Below are 22,194 nucleotides of genomic sequence, written 5' to 3' on the forward strand. Positions count from 1 at the left end.
AAATCCAAACTACCGAAAACTCCTAGAATACGGCTCTCTCAGAGCCTGACTCTCCCAAAATATGTCCGAACTGTTGTGAAAGGGAAGCTCAGTTATTATGGCTGCCGATCTCGCGCTGAGGCTGCATCTTTGAGTAGTCTTTTTGGTTGGCTGTTAGCATAAGCACGAATCAAGGCGGACTTCTTAAGCCGTTTGACGCCACTCAAAACCAAGAGTGCAAACAGCGTTCCTATCAAACTCATCACCCACAAACCGCAGCCTGCCGCTGCACCTAATCCGGCAGCCAACCAAATAGTTGCTGCGGAAGTTAATCCTTTAACTTCAGCTTTACCCACTGGGTATTTAGTTTGTTGCAGAATGATTCCGCCTCCCAGAAAGCCTACCCCTGTGGCAACTCCTTGGATAGTTCGGCTCAAAGCATTGGAAGAGGAAAAGGTGCTGTCGCCATCCATCTGCAAAGGAATCATTACAAATATAGCTGCGCCTAGACTCACAATCATAAAGGTTCTTAAACCTGCTGGTCTACCTGGCTGCTGGCGGTTCATGCCGATCGCGAAGCCTACCAGTAGTGCAGCCGTCAGCCTAAAGGTGACTGTTTGCCAATCGTTGGGGCTAAAAAAGATAGAACTCATTGCCTGTACTCCTACTAGAACTCGCTCTTCACGCGCACGCATTCCCAGGCGTGGCAGGCTGACTTATTGTAACTCCGGTTAGTCGCTAGATTTACTAGGTAATCAGGTTAAGTTTAAGTTAAGACTAAGTTAAATTCAAGTAGAGGTTAGGCTCGATGTGCGGCCCGGAAACGTCAAACGCTGGAACTCGCACGCTTTGTTGAGGTGCTTGGCTAATAGCTTGCAGAGAAATATCTGCGGTTGCAAATTTACATCGTTGCTTCTTTCTTCACCACTTCCCCAAAGCCCCCCAAACAGTACCCGAAACTACCCCCCAAATCGCCCCCAAACCAGCCCCGACGATCGCCCCCGCCACAGGCCCCAACTCCACCGGCACCCCAGCGCTGACAGCCGGAAACATCGCAGACACCCCCGCCCCCAACACAGCACCCGCGAAAGTCCCCAAAAAACTGCCCCAAATCGCCCCCAAAGCCCCACCATTTACACCCGAAGGCTGAAACGAAATCGGCAGCTTCGGCGCAAACCCGCAAAAACCCAACAAACCCCCAGAAACCACACCCCCAACAGAACCCACACCAGCCGCCACGATCGCCACACCCAGCAGCAAACCAGCAAACTCATTCACCGGCCGCATCTGGACATTGTATTGCTGCCAAACCACCAGCCCAACCCCCAAAAAAACACCAGCCAGAGTCCCCACAAACGAGCCCCAGACCGCCCCCAAATACCCTCCCCGCCGGCCCCACACCCTCCCCACAGGCAGCGCCAGAGGAGGGCGAAAAGTTGCCCAAACACAGCCCCAGACAGCACCAACCCCCGCCCCAGCCAAAATCCTCTCTCCGATCCCCGGAGTGCTATTAATCGCGCCAAACACCGCACCGCCGATCGCCGCCAACAAAAAAGCCCCCCAAGCCGCCCCCACCAAAACTCCGCCCCACTTCCGCCAAATCTGGTTCGGCGCCAAAGTAAAAACGCCCCACATCATCCCAAAAAAACAGCCCCAAATTGTACCAACAAAAATCGCCCCCAAAATAGCCCCACCGCCCTCAGCTATTACCGAATAAATCCCCCCGATCGCCGCCAAACACAAACTACCCCAAACACCTCCCCAAGCAGCATCCTGAAAAATGCGCTCAAACTTGCCCGCGGGAACCTGAGGCGCAGGAGTCCGACTCCGAGACATCGGCATCGGTAGCAAGGGCACTGCGTACTGGCCGAGTTGACGCGGCAGCCCCGTGGCGGGCTGTAGCCGGCGCGCTGCGGGTTCCCTCACGACGGGCGGTGGTTGGGGCTTTTTACGCTTGATTTTCGCGGGCTGCAAGTGCAATCCGTTGCTAACTGCTTGCCGCGAAGGAAACGGATCGCGGCCTTTGAGGAGTTTTGCCCGATCGCACCAAGGGCAGCGATTCAGATGATTACCGTATTTATGCTGACTGTTTTTGCTGCAAGTAATTAAAGAATCTTCCGCTTCCCGAATCGCATTCACCCAAGTTTTCGCATCCGGGCGCGCCGAAGGATTGGCGTGCCCTTCCTCAAAACAGCGGACAAACATCTGTCGCAGTCGCGGATGCAGCATCTCGAAAGGAGGCGCAGCCGGCATCGGGCGGTAGGGAATCCGCTTCGTACCTGTAGGGAAATGGCCCGATCGAATTCTCGCTTCCAAAGCCGGCGGTTCGTCGCTACCGAGATAAACTCCCGAAAACGGGTGCGTACCTTCCATCAGCAATTGAAAAATTAATACAGCTAAACCGAACAAATCGTGCTCTGGAGCTCGATCGATATCGCGGAAAGTCTGGCCCTGCAACTCCGGCGGCGTAAACTCGGGTTTCCCCACAGGACACCGATAAACGTAACCCGTATAAGGATCGCGGACTTGAAACGAATCCGTGTCTACCAGCGTTACCAACGCCGTATCCGTGACGAGAATGTTCGACTCGTTTACGTCGCCGATGACGTAACCCCTGACGTGGAGGGCGTTTACAGCCGAGGCGAGATTTCTGGCGGTACGGTGGAGGTAAAGATAGTTAAACAGCGGTTTTTGTTCGCGCCTGGTTTTGGGAGTGTAAAAAGTGTGTACCGGCATCACTTTGTTGACGCGCGGCATCACAAAACCGACAATTTTTTCTCGCCCGCCGACAGTATGCAGCAAATCGATCGGCCAAGCAATTGAAGCGTGTCCCGGTTCCGCGATCGGCGCATCCGGCGGCATACTGAACATGACTGTGAGTTTGTCGCCGTCTTCGTCTGTCGGTTTGTGGTAGATTTTTGCTACAAGGGACGAGTCTTGGGCGATCGGGTAGATGCGACCTTCACCGCCACTGGCGATCGCGGTTTTGGTGTCGATCGCAATCAGTTGTCCGCTAAATTGGCGCTGCAACTGCATAGAATTCCGTTATGGGATAGAGGATTTGGAAGCCATCACTCAATAAACTTGACTTGCACATTAAATCTTACCTTTGTTCTGACTTAGGCACGGGTGCGTCGAAACCGGGTTTTTCACCAAAAGAGGCGTTGCAGCCCGCAGATTCGGTAAAAAACCCGGTATCTTGGGTCGGAGTGCGTCAGCCCTGTTTCTGTTGGTGGGATGGGCGTCCCGCCCGTCCGTCCATTGGTGGGATGGGCGTCCCGCCCGTCCGCGCTATCAAAATTAAATGTGAACCAGCTTCAAATCCACCGACAATAACAACATTTTATCCTCAATTTTTAGCCTGACGGCCGGTGTCACCTGACAATTATCGCTGTTGAGGCATTCCACCAGCAAGTTGTGGGCATAGTAATACTGTTTCAGCAAAGTTTTCTGTTGGGGGCAAAAGTTTCGATTGTAGCCGATCGCACTTTTGAATTTTGCCAGCCAACAGCGACCGCAATCTTTGCGCCACTTTTTCCAGTTTTGCAAATCAGGCATTTGAGTCTGAAATTGTGCCAGCAGTTGTTTAAGTTCTGGTTCAATATCCAGCGCCGAAATGCCAACCAATATATCCACCGCATCATGATCAAAAGCCAATTTCAGAGACTCGTTAACCTCCGCAAATTCTACATTTTTTCGCGCCTTGGCCAAACTATTCCGAAACTTGCGAACTTTCGATCTATCAAACTTCAGACTCGGATCGAGGACGCGAGTCAAAGCCAAATCGAGCACGCAAACTAAGGCAACATAAAAAGCGCGAATTTCTGCCGGTTTGAACTTCCTTTGCACTAACTGAGACTTGTGATTTGCCCAGATTAGCAACTGCTGCAAAGTTTCATCTTTAGCGGCCATACTGTCTAATTTTTGTTGCATCAGCAGCAAAAGTTCGTCAGCAGGTTGCAAAATGCTGACAACTCTCACAAATTCATTTTTCCACTTTTTGTCTGTAATCCGGCTGACCAATTCTGGCAGCGATTCAGGGTTGGCACTGTCAATCAGATATTCTGGTTGAGTGTCGGTTTCCTCTAGCAGTTCGTCAACTGCGCTTTTGATAAAGTTATCCACCAACCAGTCGCGGGTACGCGAGAAATTGCTCTCCAATTCCAGGTAATGACTGCCTAATTTTGCCTTAAAGTCTTTGGGAAAAATCTCTTTAGCCACCAACATATTTTTCCAGCGACTTAGCTGGCTGGCGTTGCGTTCGGGAAAGCGGTTGTACAGATAGTCGATCGCGATCGCATCTAGAATATCCGCACCCAGGATTTCCCGCCGTTTCACCTCGTTTTCGGGTCCTATTTGTCGCCGCCGCTGAGTTAGATCCCGATGCTGGCTAACAGTTGGTTCAATCAAGTGCTGAATCAGCCAGTTTCCCCCACGGAAAAAATCGCGATCGAACTCCAAGTAAATCGCGCCAAACAAAGCCTCAAAAGTCTTCGCCAAAATTCTATTGTACTGACTTTCTTCTGTTTCTTTCCGATTCCATACGCGCCTAGAGAGTTCCTTTAATTTCAAATTTTGTGCAAATTCCGCAACTTTTTTCGGGTCTGCTAAACGAGCTTTTAAGGTTGAGATAGCATCTGGATCGAGTTCTGGATATTCGCGGTACAGGTAATCGGTAACAACAGCACCGAAAATCGCTCCGCCTAAGAGTGACAGCCGTTTGTACTTAACCTCTTGCCAAGCGGGAGACTCTTCGGGGCGATCGGGGTAATCGCTGGTATAGTAACGGCAATTTAAGGCGATTTCCAGCAGTTTTGTCTGCTGAAAGCTGCAAAGGTCGATCGCTGCTTTAACTGCGTCAATATCTACCTTTTTACTTTTTATTAGCTCTAATTCTTCTTCACATTTTCCCCACTTTTCCAACCAATCACCGCCAGCATCTTCAACATACCGATCCACAAAATCTACGCCGTAATTCATCCATTCATCTTGCATTTTTCTGGCAGCTTCCAGTTCTTCCCTGACTTTCTGCAAGTTATTTTCAACGGTGTTCGTACCTTGTACTGTCATAGTATTGATTTTGATGTATTTTGATTTTATTTCCAACAATTTCACCGCGATTAAATCAAATCTCAATTGAATTTATGCCGTGTTGCTAGTTATTTTACAAGATTGATTTGTGCCGTAAATCTTCCCGTCGCTTAACCTTCGTATCAAACACCTGTTGCCGCCGTCTGGCAGACCCCTCCCGGAACTCGAAAAGGGGGAGGAATAATCTTGGTCTGTTTTCCCTTTTGCGGGAAGCTGGCTGGGGGCTAGCTTTGTTGCATTGTCGAGAATTGTGCAATATGTGAGTTAGTCAAAATTTCTTTTTCACCGAGTTGGGAGCAGTCGAACTATTCTCAGCAGCATATCTGCTTGATTTACGGGAACTTGAGGTAACGACCTGCAGGCAAATTATCGCTATTATATAATGCTATGTTAACTAACTGGTTCAGGAAATTTTCATCGTTTCTATCATAACTTAAAAATAATCCTCTGTCAATCCCCCAACCTTGAAGAGTTTGTTGCCAATTTTGATATTTTTGTTCAGAGAACTCATCCGAAAGAGTAGTCACTTGGATGCAGAGGGGCTGCTGTTGGCGGTTGCTAACGATCGAATCGGTTGCCATAGAAAGATCGGCAACATATCGATACAAAACAGTGCCTTGGCGATCGACAATTCGGGCTGCGATCGCTCGAATGACGAGATCGTCAGCCGGATCGAATTTACCGGCTTTCAGTTTTTGTTTCCAGATGTAAAATTTGCGATCGTTTTCGCTCAGCCACTTAGGAAATAGATAGCTGTACCAATACCTTTCCCCCGGAGTCATTAACTCAAACGCGGCTTGCTGTTCTCTTCCTGAAGGTAGAGATTGAACTGCCAGCCAAACCTGAGAATCTCGGATAAGCTGCAGCAAAAAAGCCATCACAAATTTTTTAGCAGTTAGCGAACCGGGTTTAACATCTTTCACCCAGCGATTGATTTCATCCAATCTTCTCGCCAAACTCGGATCTATTGGATCTGCTTCGCTAATTAGGGAGTTGAGCTTATCCTTAATCTCTTGTGCTTGCAAACGACGACCTACTGTACAGACTAAAGCAGAATTGTTGACACCTCGATTTTATTATAGAACCGCGCAAAATTTTCACCGCTGATTAGACATCTCGCAAAATTTTTGTGGGTAAGTATCCTGCCAGCCCTTGACTTTATTTGAGTAGATGCCTATTCAATAGTTGCTGCCGATTCCCGCAGCTCCTGGTACAATAAAACCATATAAACAGTCATCAACGGCCCGACTAAGAATCCCAGTAGGTTACTCACCATCTGAGATGCTAGCGAATTCCCCAATCTTGAACCGATTAGTCCAAAAATCAAGATTGCTGGCCCAAGAGCCACAATAGATAGCAGAAAATTCGCGCGAAATAACAACCACCAGCGCCCTTGAGTTAATTTCCAACTGCTGTTAAGACTATCCTGTAATGAAGAGTTATTAATGACCGTAACGTAAGATGAAAACATTAAACGAGATAATATATAACATCCTAAAATTTCTATTAGGAGTAGAATCAAGCCTGGCAAAAACAAATGGAACAACATAATCCCTATAATCCCTGCTAAAATAAGACCCAGAGGAATAAAATAAGCCAAGATGAGTTGCAGCAATCTCCTGTTTGCTTGATTAAAAGCCTCACTCACAGTTACTTGATTTCCTGTCAAACTTCGGTAACTGTAGAAAATCATAGCTCCCGACAAGAAGGGAATTAGCACGAACAAGTAGATAATATTCAAAGGAATAGCTGCTGAACCCAAACCAAAATTATTCACCAGTAAAATTATCAAACTGGGAGAGTTGATTATCAACAGAGGAGCGTATATAGCTCCCATCTTAGCAAAGGTTTCTCGTAACACGTATATTGCACTAATTGGTTGATCTATCATTATTTGGTATCCACACTTTATCAGTGGATTTAAACAGATTAGACATGACTCGAAAAACTTGCCAATAATAATGTTAAGTCATCATCGGTGCGTTCGGAAACGCGGGGCGATCGCAAAAATGACTCTAATTGCTGTTTCGCATCTTCTTCTTCTTTCCACTCGCCAGAAAACCGAAACAAAGGCCCAAAAAACGGCTTGTGCGGCGTGCCTTCCGGGATTTTGAGAGCTAGCATTTGCAAGCCGTCGGAAAAAACGGCTAAGTGCCGCAGTTTTTCCCGCAGTACCTGAAATTGCGCTGTTTCGATCGCATTCGGCGAAATCAAAAAGATAGTTTCGTTGATGTATTCGCCGCAGGGAGGTACAGTTAGGGCGATCGCATTTCCTGCACTGTCACCTGCTACCGCCGCACCGTCGCCGATTTGAGCAACTGCGATTAATTCTGGCGTAGCAACAACCGCAATTAAAGTGCAGGCTAAATCTCTCGCAGCCACTTCCCGCACTGCAGCTTCTGCTTCCACCTGCGCCCGCGCAACTTGCAGCGATGCTGTCAAGAATACCTGCCATTCGTCGTCATTTTTAGGCAGCCTTTCCTGTTGCTGGCAAATCGTTTCGACAACCGCTTCCACAGCAATTTTTGCCCCAACTTCTGCGAGTGCTGCCGAACCCGCGCCGTCGGCAACCGCTGCCGCTAAAACACCGTTTGGCAAGAGACGCCAGCAGTGGGCATCTTGACAAGGCTGCGATCTTTTTTCGTGGCTCGTACCTATTACCGATGCCGCTACAACTTGCCAATTAAAGGATGAATTCTGCATTAATTACTCTTTAACTCAAAACTTCGTAAATTCACAACTATGCAAAGTCTGAACGGGTTTATTTATCCCTAATTACAGCACTTTTCTGGGTTCGTAGGTACTAGCCCTTGTAGGGACACGGCAGTGCCGTGTCCCTACGGCACTCTTCCTAATGACTAATGACTGATGACTGATGACTAATCACCAATGACTAATAACTAAACTGTTCCCCATCCGGGTGGCGGCAGTGCTACTTGTTCATCAATTTTTGAGTGAGAAACTCTCTGCATACTAGCCGATAGCCAGATGAACATCTCTCTAAAGTCTAATCCTCTCAATTTTACAGGCGTGCGCTCGACTATTTGCCCGAGACGGGCGATATTAGCACCTTCCACTCCGACTGCAAAAAATGCCACGCGCTTGTTAGTTTCTTCCTCTTTAATCCGCTGTGCTGCTATTTCCACAACATCGTCTGATTCACCTTGAGGTTCGCCGTCGGTAATCATAAATACCCACGGGCGGTAGTAGGTAATGCCGTTGTTGCGGTATTCGGATTTGCGGGCCGCAATGGTATCTAATGCTAGCTGAATCCCTGCGCCCATGTGGGTTTGTCCTTGAGCTGTCAGCAGCGGCGTCTCGAACTGGTCGGCGGTCACGAAGTCTTGCACGACTTTGATATGATTGTCAAATGAAATAATCGCGACTTCGACTCGCTTTTTAGCTAGTTCGTCTTTAATTAGGTCATTCCTAAAAATTTCCAGCCCCTCATTCAAGGCATCTATGGGTGCGCCTTGCATGGAGCCGGAGGTGTCCAGCAGGAGGACGCAGGGACAGCGCGGCTCTGGGTTTTCGGCAAATTCTACGGCTTCGTCTAGTCTCATGGTTCGGGGTTGACCTGGGAGTGGCTCGATTTCTAGGTTTGTTACTTTACTGTATCAAGTCAGTAACAAATTTAAGTGCAAATTGCTAGGGCGATCGCATTTTACCATTTACCTGAATCGATTTGAGATTTTTAATTGTAGATTTGAGATTTTAGAATTGGATGTCTGCGGTCAAAAAAACAAATTCATTCCTGCCTGTGGTAATATAGACTAATAGTATTACTGCAAAATAAGGAGAAATCTTATGATTGCAACAGTCACAAAGAAATTAACCTTTGACCAATTCCTTGTAGAATGTCCAGAAGATGGACTCTATGAACTGGTAAATGGAGAAATTGTAGAGAGGAATGCCACAAGAAATTATGGTGATGTTGCTAATTTCATGCTATTTGGCTTCAACGATGAAATCCGGCGACTAAATTTGAATTATGTAGTCAACACTACAACCATTATCAAAACTGTAAGTAAAGCCGGCATCGAACAAGGGAGGAGACCGGATGTCAGCGTAATCGATCGCGACTTGTGGCGATCGAACCGTTCTGCTTATGCTGCCTTACGAGAACCAATTCAACTGGCAGTGGAAGTAACATCAACAAATTGGGAGGACGATTATATAGACAAATTGGACGAGTATCGGCGTTTGGGAATTGTAGAATATTGGATTGTCGATTATTTAGCAATTGGCAGCAGGGAATTTCTGGGAAACCCCAAAGTTCCAACTGTATTTGTCCACCTTTTGGATGCAGAGGGCAACTATCAAAGAAGCGCGTTTAAAGGCAGCGAACGAATTGTATCGCGAACTTTTCCCGAATTAACGCTGACAGCAGAAGAGGTGATGAATGTTTAACTTCGGTTAATCCAGCTACCCAGACTATTCTCCATAAAAAATTACTGAAAATATGAAATCTATTTCTGATAAAAAACTTTCCGATCGAAAAGCTATTAGTCCTTGGAGTTACAAACCTTGGTGGTGTCAGCCTTGGTCGATTCTTTTAACTGGTACTAGCCTGATTAGCGGTAGTTGGTTTTTATTAAAAACTGTTTGGATAACTGTTTTAGTCGCGATTCCTTTATTAGCCTGGATGGGTTTTTTCTTGTTAGTATGGCCGAGGTTGATGCTGTCTAGCGGAGTTTTAGATTCCGATCCAGATTAGGTTTTGGTGGCGCGCACCCTATGTTTAGGGTAAGGTGGCGCGCACCCTATGTTTAGGGTAAGGTGGCGCGCACCCTATGTTTAGGGTAAGGTGCGCGGTGCACGCCCTACCTTTGAGTGTTGCGCAGTCTAATTTTGCGGGTAATAGTCTTGAATTGCTTTTACTTGCATGGGGTGGGATTTGAGCGATCGAATTCCCGCTGCTGTCGCTTTGGCACCGGCTATTGTCGTAATAATCGGGATTTTGTAAGTCAAAGCTGTGCGGCGGATAAAGATGCCGTCGGCCCGGGATTCTTCACCGGAAGGTGTGGTGATAATTAGTTGAATTTTCTCATTCTTGATCGAATCCAACAAATTCGGCCGCCCTTCGTGCAGTTTCAATTCCAAATCTACCTCTAAACCTTGTTCTCGCAAAACTTTGCGTGTCCCGTGGGTTGCGACTACTCTGAAACCCAATTCTAAGAATTCCTTGACAACTGGTACAACTGCTAGTTTGTCCCGATCGCGCATCGAAACCAGCACGGTTCCAAACAGCGGCATCATTTGTCCCGCGCCGAGTTGAGCTTTGGCAAATGCTTTGCCAAAATCGGTATCAATTCCCATTACTTCGCCAGTCGATCGCATTTCTGGCCCTAACAAGGTATCAGTTCCCGGGAACTTAGCAAAGGGCAATACTGCTTCTTTTACCGAAACATGAGTGGGTATAATCTCTTTAGTAAAACCCAAAGCTTCTAGAGTTTTGCCTGACATGACGCGCGACGCCATTTTTGCTAAGGGAACTCCGATCGCCTTGGACACAAAAGGCACTGTTCGAGAAGCGCGCGGGTTAGCTTCCAAAATGAAAACTTGTTCCCCTTGAACAGCAAATTGAATATTCATCAACCCGATCACTTTCAGGGATTTTGCTAATTCTACAGTCCAGCGGCGGATTGTTTCTAAAGCTGCGTCCGAAAGCGTTTGGTAAGGGATAGAACAAGCAGAGTCGCCGGAGTGGATTCCCGCTTCCTCGATGTGCTCCATAATACCGCCGATCGTCACATTGCCAGTAACATCAGCGATCGCATCTACATCCACCTCGATCGCGTTCTCCAAAAACTTATCAATTAAAATCGGATGATCGGGTTCTACCAGCACGGCATAGGTCATGTAACGTTCCAATTCCGTATCGGAATAAACAATTTCCATTGCACGCCCGCCCAACACGTAACTCGGCCGCACCACCACCGGATAACCGATCCGTTGAGCTACTATTAAAGCATCCTCAAAACTGCGGGCCAAACCGTTAGCTGCTTGCTGAATATCCAACTCCCGCAGAATCTTTTCAAATCGCTCTCTGTCTTCAGCAGTATCAATGGAATCCGGCGAAGTGCCCCAGATTTTGGTTTGTACGTCGGGGTGATTTTCCAGAGCTTTTTGTAAAGGAACCGCTAATTTCAGGGGCGTTTGGCCGCCAAACTGAATAATTATTCCCTCTGGATTTTCTGCTTCGATGATGTTGAGAACATCTTCTTTTGTTAGCGGTTCAAAATACAGGCGATCGCTCGTATCATAATCCGTCGAAACCGTCTCCGGGTTCGAGTTGACCATAATTGTCTCAAAGCCGTCTTCTCCTAGGGAATAGGAAGCGTGACAGCAGCAGTAATCAAACTCAATTCCCTGTCCGATCCGGTTCGGTCCGCCACCTAAAATCATCACTTTTCGTTTGGTAGAAGGCAAAACTTCCGACTCCGGCGCGAGACTGTGGCCCACAGGCGAAATTTTCTTTTCTTCATCGCCCAATTCCCAAATTGCAGCTCCCGCTTCGTAGGTGGAATAATAATACGGTGTAAACGCTTCAAATTCAGCGGCACAGGTATCGACGGTTTTGTAAATCGGAATTACGCCTAACTGTTTGCGGTAAGCGCGGACTTGATCTTCCGATGTTTTGGTGGCGTAAGCAATTTGGCGATCGCTAAAACCCAACTGCTTTACTTCAAACATTGTCTCTTTTGTCAACTGTTCCAACCGCGTTCGTTTCAAGAACTTCTCAGTTTCCAGCAATTCCTGCATTTTATCCAAAAACCAAGGGTCGATTGCTGTGAACTCGAAGATATCTTCGACCGACATTCCCATCATCATCGCGTGGCGGACTGTAAAAATGCGATCGGGATTTGGCGTCCGCAATCCGGCGCGAATTTGTTCCAAACTCGGCAACTTTTCCGGTTTGTCGCAGCCGAAACCCGCGCGGCCGGTTTCCAATCCCCGCAGGGCTTTTTGGAAAGATTCGTTGAAGCTGCGCCCGATCGCCATTACCTCCCCAACAGACTTCATTTGCGTTGTCAGAGTCGGTTCGGAACCGGGGAACTTTTCAAAGGCAAATCGGGGAATCTTCGTCACCACGTAGTCAATTGTCGGCTCAAAAGACGCCGGAGTTTTCTTCGTGATATCGTTGGAAATTTCGTCTAGGCTGTAACCTACCGCTAATTTTGCCGCCATTTTTGCAATAGGGAAACCAGTTGCTTTCGAGGCCAAGGCGGAGGAACGGGAAACCCGAGGGTTCATTTCAATAACGATGAAATCTCCGTTGACTGGATTGACGGCAAATTGAATGTTGGAACCGCCGGTTTCAACTCCGATTTCGCGAATAATTTTCACCGAAGCATCCCGCAGGCGCTGATATTCTTTGTCGGTGAGAGTTTGCGCCGGGGCGACGGTGATAGAATCGCCAGTGTGGACGCCCATCGGGTCGAGATTCTCGATCGAACAAATAATCACCACATTATCTGCCAAATCTCGCATTACTTCCAGTTCGTACTCTTTCCAACCAATCAAAGATTGTTCGATCAAAATTTGCGATACTGGACTGGCATCAATCCCGCCTTGTGCCATTTCTTCAAACTCTTCTTGATTGTAAGAAATGCCGCCTCCCGTGCCGCCCATTGTAAAAGCAGGACGAATAATTAACGGATAACTGCCGATTTGGTGACCAATTGCTTTGGCTTCGTCGAGAGTGTTGGCAATTCCAGAAGGGCAAACTGCGACGCCAATTCGCGCCATCGCTTCCTTAAATAATAGCCTGTCTTCTGCCATTTCAATTGCTGGCAACTTAGCGCCAATCAACTCGACGTTGTACTTTTCTAAAACGCCATTTTTAGCGACGGCAACTGCTAAATTTAGCGCCGTTTGACCGCCCATAGTCGGTAAAATTGCTTGAGGTCTTTCTTTAGCAATGATTTGTTCGAGGATGGCAGGCGTTAGAGGTTCGATGTAAATGCGATCGGCAGTTTCCGGATCGGTCATAATTGTTGCCGGGTTGGAATTCACCAACACTACTTCAAAGCCTTCTTCTCGCAAAGCTTTGCAAGCTTGGGTCCCTGAATAGTCAAATTCGCACGCTTGACCGATAACAATTGGGCCGGAACCAATCAGAAGAATTTTTTTTAAGTCTTGACGGCGGGGCATAGGTTCGTAATTGGTAATTGGACAACGTTGAGGATTAATTTGATATTTTGCATCAGTCTGAGAAACAGGCTTTCTAAGCTGTTCCCCCAAAAGCTTACTCAAAATAGTGCAAGTTTTGTTGTTAAGTTGAAATTGTGCACCATTATCAGCATTTTGGAAGCAGAACCTCGCAACTCCGGCTGACAGACACCCGCAGCCAACCAGAAATATTCATGAGAAAAGGGTGCAGTCGATCGGTAAATCAAGACTATTTTAAGTGTTCCAGTGAAATCGTGTTCTAAAATACACAATCCCTGTATTCCGCCTGATTAATCATTGTAGAGACTTCGACCAAGGCGTGTCCTGACTGTGGAGAACGGGTAGAATTAACCGGGTTGGATGATGAAATTTCCCGTAGCTTGCGGGCGGGACGCCATCGCCCTCTGAGGATGTGACAATCGTATATCTAGCCATGTAGCCGCGGCGATGGAGGACACGGCATTGCCGTGTCCCTACCTCATTTAATCCAATTTTTAGGCTTTGCGCGATCGGCGAATGAGTAGGCTAATCACTTGTCCCGGCTTTGCACCTCGCTGCGGCGGGCTCCAATCCCCGACGGCGGCAAATCCCAGTCGGTACAAGGTGTGGATGGTTTCTAACACGGCGGCGCGGGAACCGACAACCGTTATCCGCACGACTTCCTGTTCGGATACTGCTGAGTCGTCATTTGGACGATCGGAAAAGTTATCGTCAGGCACGAATTCCTGTGACATAATATGGTCTCCTGGTTTTTGGTTTTCTAGGAAAACCCAAAAACCCAGCCGCCCCGCACGTTAACACCGAGCAGGGCGGCTACAGAGAGTGTTAAAATTCTCCATTAGCCTCCAGACTGCTGCTATCAGTTTGGCGGTTAGCTGTCCATTGCTGTTGGTAGCAGCTTTGGGCAGTGCAACTAGATTTTTGAGCGACGCGGGCTGCTTCCTCTTCGAGCAAAGCAGCCTTAATTTCACAGCGTAGCCGCAGATGGGGGCCGCCGTCAATCGATTTTAGATTTTAGATTTTAGATTTTAGATTGAGATTTTCCTGCAACAACTCAATCGATTTTAGATTTTAGATTTTAGATTTTAGATTGAGATTTTCCTGCAACAACTCTCCGGTCTCTCCCACTCTCCCCTTCTCCGGTCTCTCCCACTCTCCCCTTCTCCGTCCGGTCTCTCCCCCTCTGCCGTCTCCCCCTCTCCCACTCTCCCCTTCTCCCACTCTCCCCCTCTCCCTCAAGCCAACCTACTAGATGAGGGAATGCGCCGAGGAAGAGGTAAAATATGGAATCGTTCCAAAAGCTTAAAATCAAAAATCAAAAATAAAGATATGCCTAGAACTCAAGTGCGAATATTCCGTGCACCTGCTGCTTGAGGGCAACCACATCAATTTTAGATTTTAGATTTTAGATTTTAGATTGTCCTCCAACAACTCTCTCCATCTCCTATGCCTAGAACTCCCAGCGAATATTCTGTGCACCTGCTGCTTGAGGGCGGCCACCGCGAAGAAGTGCGTTTCGCAACGCTGCAAGATTTTCAAAAGTGGTACAGCAGTACGCTGGTGCCGAAACAAGATTCAAGAGAATTTCTTAACGTCCCGATTAAAAATATTCAAGGCGAATACATGGTAGTTCGGCCTACCAGCGTTCTCGCAATTCGCGTAGAACCGATATTTACTTCTAGCGTCGAACGATACGATGAATAAGGAAAATAATCAATTGAGTAGGAAAGATTGGAACTTGAGCAAGATTTTTCGCTATCAGCTATTAGCGATCGCCTGTTGCGTTTTGGCGATCGCTTTTTCGGTGCCCGCCGTTGCAGTTGCGCCGCTGCAACCAATTAGTCTAAATCAATTGCAAGCTGGCGAATCGGACGAGCTCGCCTTTGACTCTCAAATCTGGGGCGAAAATGGCAAATCGGGCGATCGGGAATTGCTGTTAAAGTCGATCGACAACAGCCTCCGCTATCTCGATACATCGGCCGCCGGCAGTGCTTACAGCCGCTATCCAGTAGCAGGAGTTACGCGCGATCGAGTCCGCCGTTCCCTCGATCGATTCCGCCAATTAGTTGTCAGTTCCACAACTCCTTCACAACTTCAGGAATCTGTCAAGCGCGAATTTGTATTTTACAAATCCACGGGCAAAGACGGCCAAGGAACAGTTGCATTTACAGGTTATTTCGAGCCGACTTACGCAGCATCTCGCACGCCGAATTCCGAATACCGTTATCCCCTGTACCGGATGCCGCCAAACATGGCATCTTGGCCGAAACCTCACCCGACAAGATTGCAATTAGAAGGCGAAGATGCTTTGCAGGCAAGTAAAGGATTGCTGCGAGGATTAGAATTAGTTTGGTTGCGCGATCGATTCCAAGCATTTCTCGTGCACGTCCAAGGTTCTGCGAGATTGCAGCTAACAGATGGCGGCGTCATGACAGTCGGTTTCGCAGGCAAAACCAGTCACAGTTATACAGGAGTCGGGCGAGAATTAGTTAAAGACGGAAAGTTTACTTTAGAAGAGTTAAATTTGCCGAAACTAACGGAATATTTCACCAACTTTCCCGCAGATATGGACAAGTATTTGCCGAAAAATGAAAGCTTTGTATTCTTCCGGGATACTAACGGAGTTCCAGCCACAGGAAGCATTGGAGTGCCAGTAACTGCCGAAAGGTCGATCGCCACCGATAAAGCCTTAATGCCCCCCGGCGCACTAGCATTAATTACTACGAAACTTCCCTATCCGAATGCGGCGGGAGAACTCGAACAAAATGCCGTGAATCGCTACGTTTTGGATCAGGATACTGGCGGTGCCATCAAAGGTGCGGGGAGAGTTGACGTATTTATGGGAACGGGGAATTTAGCGGGCAGTCGCGCCGGTTATATCAACTCCACTGGAGAACTGTATTATCCGCTTTTAAAGTAGATTAATTCTACTTCATGTGATTGTTCGCTGTGCGTCGCCATCCCGGACACGGCACTGCCGTGTCCCTACAGATATCGCGGACAATCTATATGTAATCCTAGTTTTGATAATTGCTATAAAATAGAAAATATCCACCCTCCCAACCCCACAAATGCTAAACAAAATTCTGCAATTTTTCAAACGACTAATTCAGCGAATATTCGGATACCCAACCCCACCCACCCCACCGCCGACAAATACCGCCATCCGCCCCACACTAACTGACGCGGAATACGAGTCAAAATTTATGGAAATTCTCGAAGGGGTGAATGCCGGCTGGAGTCGAGGGGATGTAGCGGGATTCTTAATCGCAAAACGCCTTAAAGATGGTGAATTGGCAGCTTGGTTGCGGCGGTTTGGGCAAAGATTGTTAGAGGGCGAACATGATGACACCGCTGCTACGGATGCCGTGGCATCGCTTCAGGAATTGGCGCAGCGGCTGGTATTGTTAGGTAGAATTGGCAGCGGGGAATTGTCAGAGGTTGCGAGGCAAATTGGGCGGGAGATATTGACACGGTTTCCGCTGCCGGAGGTTGAGGAGGAGGATGCAAAGGGGAGGGTTATTGAGGCAGTTTTTGTTGGGGATGGTTTGGGCTTTTCTGGGGAAGTGAACCGCACAGGCGCTGAGGCTGCGGAGGAAGAATCGGAAGTTAATGCAGATGCTGAGGCGTGGTGCGATCGAGGGAATGAGCAGTATAATTTAGGAAGATTTGAAGAGGCGATCGCATCTTATAACCAGGCAATTGCTCTCAAACCAGACTACCACGATGCTTTGCACAACCGAGAGGTAGCGCAACGTAAGTTAGGCGAAATTAAATAGACCAACTCGCTTGTATCCATAATTTTTGCTAAGTATTGCGATCGGGATGATACTATTAAGAATTAAGCGCAGTTTCCGCCGCTAATTATTATACACTAAAATAGGACTTTGAGTATTTAAATTCTCACTACAAACTTAATTGGTAAGGTGCGCCAAACGCACCATACAATACGTTTATACTATTATGGTTAGTCCCAAATCCTTGCATCCAAAATCCAAAATCGAATGACACAAGTAATCGGCATTGACTTAGGCGGAACCGCAATTAAACTCGGCAGATTTAGCGAAGACGGCATTTGTCACCAATCCTTAACAGTCCCAACCCCTCAACCCGCAACACCAAAAGCCGTTTTAGCCGCGATGACCGATGCTATTTTACAACTGAATCCGGCCGAAAATGCTGTAAGTGCGATCGGCATCGGCACTCCAGGCCCCGCAGACGCCGCTGGCCGCATAGCCAGAGTAGCAATTAACCTCAAAAACTGGCACAATGTCCCCCTCGCTGACTGGTTGGAAGCTAAAACCGGACTGCCGACTATATTAGCAAATGATGCCAACTGTGCCGGATTGGGAGAAGCTTGGTTGGGTGCAGGAAGGCACTTTAAAAACCTAATCTTACTAACTTTAGGTACAGGAGTCGGCGGTGCAGTTATCCTAGACGGCAAACTATTTGCGGGCCATCAAGGCACGGCAGGAGAACTAGGATTGATTGCTATAAATCCCGACGGCCCGGAGTGCAATAGCGGCAATCGCGGTTCTTTAGAACAGTATATTTCGGTGCAGGCAATTCGCCGGCAAACTGGTTTGGAACCTTTAGAATTAGCAAATTTAGCTAAGTCTGGAGATGCCAAAGCTTTAGAATATTGGCAAAATTACGGGCGCTATCTGGGTATAGGTTTGGCAAGTATAATTTATATTTTAACGCCGGAAGCTATTATTATCGGCGGCGGAATTAGTGCGGGTGCAGAATTTTTCTTACCGCAAGTTCAAGCAGAAATTCAGCAACGTGTACTGCCGAGTTCTCGCGAAGATTTGCAGTTATTGGTGGCTGAATTGGGCAATCAAGCAGGCATGGTAGGCGCGGCTAAATTAGCTTGGCAGCTTGCTCAATAGTTAAAATTTCAAAATGCAGCGAATTTTACTGCGCTTTTTTAATATCTAAACTTAGGGAGCAACCTAAGCATTTTAGGTCAAATAAAATAAAATGAATGTGAGGAGTTACTAAACATAGTCTCCTTCATTGTTCATGATTATAACTAAGGACTAAGGACTAAGGACTAAGGACTAATGACTTCTTCATGGCAGAGATTGTCCAGTCGTATTTTTAATGTATTCCTGAATTTCTTGATAAGCTTCCGGGTTGCTTTGGCGGAGTATAACAATATTAGTTGCGCTGTCAGGCAGGCAAAAGCTTAGCCGACCGTTCTGCTCGCAAGCAAAAGAGCTTATTCGACTCATATCGATCGCAAATTCTTTGCGGTCATAATTAATTTTAATCCACGAGCCTCTAGAATTGCGGTCAATAGTTTTTTTGAGGTAATCGAGAACTTGCTTGTAAGCCTCATAATTGCCTTGGGGATTGAGGATAATCGGCTGACTGCTATTAGGCAGCCAAAAGGTGAGACGCTTGTTATCCAGTTCGCTAGAAAAAGCACTAATAGTGTCAAGGTCAATTATGTATGTACTTTTCTCATAAGTAATTTTGCTCCAATAAGCCACAAAGCCTCCTCAAACCTGTGTGTCCTGGTATTTTAGGATAGTTTGACAACTCATACCATTTTAGATTTTAGATTTTAGATTTTAGATGGGGCATGACTGATGACTATCGGGGTTTGGAACTTGCCTAAAGTTGCATTTTTTTGTGAAACTGGTATCACCCTTAAAATCAAAGCGAAAAAGTTAACTAAAAATATCAGCATTTTTACCTTCTGCTCAATGCCTTTTGCCTTCTCCCTTCGGGTACTAGCCCCCCCAACCCCTATGCTAGGGCTGGGGGATGAGGTTTTTCATTGTTTGAGAATGCTGCCCGATATCTAGTCCGGTAAGTGCGACCCGAATCCAATGCGATTGTTGGGTTGGGCGGGTGAGAGTACGCTCGATAGTCTGCCTGATTTGAATATTGTGTACTCTCACCTGCCCCTACAGACATCTAATATATCAGAACTAATTGATCGGACATGATATCAGATCAGTTTCCTGCTGCGAGTTTCCCTGCCACCAAGTCGCGCCCCTCAACTTCTAAAAAATCCTGCTTTCCCTGGATGCTTGCCGCCTCGATAAACCCCTGAAACAAGGGGTGGGGGGCGCTAGGTCGAGATTGGAATTCGGGGTGAAATTGACAGGCTATGAAAAAGGGATGGTTGGGCAATTCGATCATTTCTACCAATCGGCCGTCGGGAGATGTCCCGGAGACTGCATAACCTGATTCTAAGAAAAGATTGCGGTAGGCGTTGTTAAATTCGTACCGGTGGCGGTGCCGCTCGTAAATCACTTCTTTCTGATAAAGTTTGAAAGCGAGGGTGTCTGGGTTGACACGGCACGGATACAAACCCAGCCGCATTGTACCGCCCAAATCGACTACATCGAGCTGTTCTGGCAATAAATTAATTACCGGATTTGCGGTATCTGGGTCAAATTCAGCGCTGTTGGCATCCTGTAGTTGGGCGATGTTGCGGGCCCATTCAATCACAGCACACTGCATCCCCAAACACAATCCCAAAAAGGGTATTTTATGGTGTTTGGCATATTCGATCGCCGCTATTTTGCCGTCTACTCCCCGAATCCCAAAACCTCCGGGTACAAGAATGCCGTTGATATCTTTGAGATAATTTTCGAGGTTTCCCGATTCTAAATCTTCTGAGTTAATCCAATGCAAATTCAGGTCGCAGCCGATCGCAATTGCTGCGTGCCGCAAAGCTTCTACCACCGAAAGATAAGCATCGTTCAACCGCACGTATTTGCCCACCAAAGCAATATCAATCTTGTGATTGGGACTGTAAAGTCGGTTGACTAAAGTTTGCCACTGAGTCAAATCGGGTTGCCGCGGTTCGAGTTGCAGCAAATTGATGGTTTGTTCGGCCAAACCTTCTTGTTCCATCATCAGAGGTACTTCGTAGATACTTTTAGCATCTTGAGCGGTGATGACGCATTCTTCCGGGACGTTGCAGAATTCCGACAATTTCTGTTTCATGCCCAAAGACAGCGGGCGATCGCACCGACAGACTAAAATATCTGGTTGAATGCCGATCGACCGCAATTCCTTCACCGAATGCTGAGTCGGTTTAGTTTTCATCTCCCCAGCCGAAGGAATCCAAGGTATCAGCGTGACGTGCATATACACAACATTTTGCCGCCCGACATCCTTGCGAAACTGGCGAATTGCCTCCAAAAACGGCAAAGATTCAATATCTCCCACCGTTCCGCCGATTTCCGTAATCACGACATCGGGATTGGTATTTTTTGCCACACGGTGAATTCGCTCTTTAATCTCGTTAGTGATGTGCGGAATCACCTGCACCGTACTCCCCTGATACTCGCCGCGGCGTTCTTTGTTGATCACCGCTTGATAAATGGAACCCGTGGTGACGCTGTTGAGGCGAGACATGGAAGTATCGGTAAAACGCTCGTAATGCCCCAAATCCAGGTCTGTTTCCGCACCGTCTTCCGTCACAAAGACTTCTCCGTGCTGAAATGGGCTGAGAGTGCCGGGGTCAACGTTAATATAAGGGTCTAGCTTCAAAATAGAGACAGAATAGTCCCGCGACTTCAAGAGGCGGCCCAAGGAAGCAGCGACAATTCCCTTGCCGATGCTGGAAACCACGCCGCCGGTCACAAACACAAATTTGCTCATAGGATTTTCGACTTTAGATGTTTCAATGTCAGGTCAGACTCAAATGTGACATAGGTAATCCATAAGGGCAACCACGGGGGATTGCCCCTACACCCATTTGACCCATCATTGACGATCGTTATGTGCTTGCAACCAAGTTGTCAAATCTGACACACTGGCAAAGTCTAATAGTGCCTCTCCTAGATTCTCTAATTGCTGAGCGGATAACTGAGCGATGCTGATTTTGATCTCCGGCGACAGCAGGCCGACACTGCGCTCCAACTGACGAACAATTAATGTCATATTTCCTTGTTTGATGCCTTGTTCGATGCCTTGTTCGATGCCTTGTTCGATGCCTTGTTCGATGCCTTGTCTTATTCCTTGTTCTATCCCGATTCTGGTAGCTTTGGTAATTGCCCCGCGCTGGTCTTGAATAAAAATTTCTCGCCTTTCTAAATCCTCCAATTCATCAGGATCGAGATTTGCTTCATTGGCAATTGTAAAAGCTTTGCGGAGTTCGGGTACATTTCCCAACTCTTCCGGCACAGACCTTAACGTCCGAGCTGTTTTCATGAAATATATCCACTTATCAGTCAGAGTTTCTAATTCTGCTAAAGTCTTGTCAAATTTGGGCAACTCAACAAATACAAATTCTAATTCATCCGCCAAATAATCGACCAAGTTGTTTTTCTCTTTGATACAAAACCGCGAAATTACTGTTTCCAGATGCTCAAACATTTGGAAATCTGTAATCGTCAAGGCAATCACGGGATTTAACAGGTTGTAGTTTTCTCCGCTTTTCAATTGCACTGAGTAAGCTTTGGTAGCATTGTATAAAATCCGCTTCTCAAAGGATTCTACATTCAACACCTGCATTTCAATGATTACAGTTTTGCTGCCACCAATTTTAGCTTTGACATCCAAGTAAGTATCTTTGACTCCTTTGATTTTGGGAGCTAAATAAGGGTCAAGAATTTCTAAATCTTCGATGACTGGCTGCGCTTCGTAGAGGATGGCATTTAAAAAGCTAATCAAAATGTCTTTGCTGTCAGCAGATCCGAATATTTTTTTAAATGCAAAGTCGGTTTTGGGGTTAATAAAATTCATGGCTTTTTCAATTTATTAGAGGTTGAGAGGTTGAGGTTAGAGTGATTTAATTATTTAACTATCATACAATTTTGTAGTTTGGCTTCGCGGACGATCGCCCCAACCGACATCACCCCAATACGGAGGCAAGCCGACAGCAGTCGCCCAGAGCAATCATGGCTTAGGCAAAACTGTCACCCCCCAATCCGCCCCTCTGGAGTCAATCTAAAATCTAAAATCTAAAATCTAAACTCG

19 protein-coding genes are annotated in these 22,194 nt (G+C 47.0%); 6 read left to right on the forward strand and 13 right to left on the reverse strand.

What is annotated here, in order from left to right:
* Positions 1–95: 95 nt before the first annotated feature.
* The 7 genes from QUA13_RS17945 to QUA13_RS17975 all read right to left on the reverse strand — a co-directional run bounded on the left by QUA13_RS17945 (position 96) and on the right by QUA13_RS17975 (position 8,633).
* Entirely contained in the window at positions 96–632 is a 537-nt protein-coding gene (locus QUA13_RS17945) for an MgtC/SapB family protein (RefSeq protein ID WP_333200605.1), read from the reverse strand.
* 268 nt (positions 633–900) lie between these two features.
* Positions 901–3,015, reverse strand: a complete 2,115-nt coding sequence (locus QUA13_RS17950; RefSeq protein ID WP_333200607.1) for a DNA-binding protein — start codon at positions 3,013–3,015, stop codon at positions 901–903.
* A gap of 264 nt (positions 3,016–3,279) precedes the next feature.
* Positions 3,280–5,049, reverse strand: coding sequence for a ribonuclease III domain-containing protein (locus QUA13_RS17955; protein WP_333200609.1), 1,770 nt, complete (start codon positions 5,047–5,049; stop codon positions 3,280–3,282).
* Between the two features lie 353 nt (positions 5,050–5,402).
* Positions 5,403–6,095, reverse strand: a complete 693-nt coding sequence (locus QUA13_RS17960) for a hypothetical protein (RefSeq protein ID WP_333200611.1) — start codon at positions 6,093–6,095, stop codon at positions 5,403–5,405.
* A gap of 149 nt (positions 6,096–6,244) precedes the next feature.
* A complete protein-coding gene (locus QUA13_RS17965) occupies positions 6,245–6,961 on the reverse strand; it encodes a hypothetical protein (protein WP_333200613.1) in 717 nt (238 codons plus the stop codon).
* 38 nt (positions 6,962–6,999) lie between these two features.
* The gene (locus QUA13_RS17970) at positions 7,000–7,773 is read right to left on the reverse strand and encodes a PP2C family serine/threonine-protein phosphatase (protein WP_333200615.1); all 774 of its coding nucleotides are present in this window, start codon (positions 7,771–7,773) and stop codon (positions 7,000–7,002) included.
* Positions 7,774–7,970: 197 nt separating this feature from the next.
* Positions 7,971–8,633, reverse strand: a complete 663-nt coding sequence (locus tag QUA13_RS17975; RefSeq protein WP_172192353.1) for a vWA domain-containing protein — start codon at positions 8,631–8,633, stop codon at positions 7,971–7,973.
* A gap of 244 nt (positions 8,634–8,877) precedes the next feature.
* Between QUA13_RS17975 and QUA13_RS17980 the strand changes: the two genes are divergently transcribed.
* A complete protein-coding gene (locus QUA13_RS17980; protein WP_333200617.1) occupies positions 8,878–9,480 on the forward strand; it encodes a Uma2 family endonuclease in 603 nt (200 codons plus the stop codon).
* 52 nt (positions 9,481–9,532) lie between these two features.
* Entirely contained in the window at positions 9,533–9,787 is a 255-nt protein-coding gene (locus tag QUA13_RS17985; protein ID WP_333200619.1) for a DUF6737 family protein, read from the forward strand.
* A gap of 128 nt (positions 9,788–9,915) precedes the next feature.
* On the opposite strand, the gene carB is transcribed toward QUA13_RS17985, so the two are convergent.
* From carB to QUA13_RS18000, 3 genes are all read right to left on the reverse strand, one after another.
* Positions 9,916–13,227 (reverse strand): carbamoyl-phosphate synthase large subunit, encoded by a 3,312-nt coding sequence (gene carB, locus QUA13_RS17990; RefSeq protein ID WP_333200662.1) that lies wholly within the window; start codon positions 13,225–13,227, stop codon positions 9,916–9,918.
* A 512-nt stretch (positions 13,228–13,739) separates the two neighbouring features.
* Positions 13,740–13,979, reverse strand: coding sequence for a hypothetical protein (locus tag QUA13_RS17995; protein ID WP_333200621.1), 240 nt, complete (start codon positions 13,977–13,979; stop codon positions 13,740–13,742).
* A gap of 91 nt (positions 13,980–14,070) precedes the next feature.
* Positions 14,071–14,199, reverse strand: coding sequence for a hypothetical protein (locus tag QUA13_RS18000; protein ID WP_333200623.1), 129 nt, complete (start codon positions 14,197–14,199; stop codon positions 14,071–14,073).
* A gap of 492 nt (positions 14,200–14,691) precedes the next feature.
* Between QUA13_RS18000 and QUA13_RS18005 the strand changes: the two genes are divergently transcribed.
* From QUA13_RS18005 to QUA13_RS18020, 4 genes are all read left to right on the forward strand, one after another.
* Positions 14,692–14,949 (forward strand): hypothetical protein, encoded by a 258-nt coding sequence (locus QUA13_RS18005; protein ID WP_172192361.1) that lies wholly within the window; start codon positions 14,692–14,694, stop codon positions 14,947–14,949.
* 13 nt (positions 14,950–14,962) lie between these two features.
* Complete coding sequence (mltA, locus tag QUA13_RS18010; protein ID WP_445242724.1) at positions 14,963–16,165, forward strand: murein transglycosylase A; 1,203 nt, start codon at positions 14,963–14,965, stop codon at positions 16,163–16,165.
* 151 nt (positions 16,166–16,316) lie between these two features.
* The gene (locus tag QUA13_RS18015; protein ID WP_333200626.1) at positions 16,317–17,024 is read left to right on the forward strand and encodes a tetratricopeptide repeat protein; all 708 of its coding nucleotides are present in this window, start codon (positions 16,317–16,319) and stop codon (positions 17,022–17,024) included.
* Positions 17,025–17,249: 225 nt separating this feature from the next.
* On the forward strand, positions 17,250–18,137 hold the full coding sequence (locus QUA13_RS18020) for an ROK family protein (RefSeq protein ID WP_333200627.1): 888 nt from the start codon (positions 17,250–17,252) through the stop codon (positions 18,135–18,137).
* Between the two features lie 183 nt (positions 18,138–18,320).
* Here the strand turns inward: QUA13_RS18020 and QUA13_RS18025 are convergent, their stop codons facing one another.
* From QUA13_RS18025 to QUA13_RS18035, 3 genes are all read right to left on the reverse strand, one after another.
* Entirely contained in the window at positions 18,321–18,743 is a 423-nt protein-coding gene (locus tag QUA13_RS18025) for a hypothetical protein (protein WP_333200630.1), read from the reverse strand.
* 469 nt (positions 18,744–19,212) lie between these two features.
* The gene (locus QUA13_RS18030; RefSeq protein ID WP_333200632.1) at positions 19,213–20,874 is read right to left on the reverse strand and encodes a CTP synthase; all 1,662 of its coding nucleotides are present in this window, start codon (positions 20,872–20,874) and stop codon (positions 19,213–19,215) included.
* 105 nt (positions 20,875–20,979) lie between these two features.
* Positions 20,980–21,960 (reverse strand): Rpn family recombination-promoting nuclease/putative transposase, encoded by a 981-nt coding sequence (locus QUA13_RS18035; RefSeq protein WP_333200634.1) that lies wholly within the window; start codon positions 21,958–21,960, stop codon positions 20,980–20,982.
* Positions 21,961–22,194: the final 234 nt, after the last annotated feature.

The organism is Microcoleus sp. S28C3 (assembly GCF_036700785.1).
In the GTDB taxonomy this organism is placed as follows: domain Bacteria; phylum Cyanobacteriota; class Cyanobacteriia; order Cyanobacteriales; family Microcoleaceae; genus Microcoleus; species Microcoleus asticus.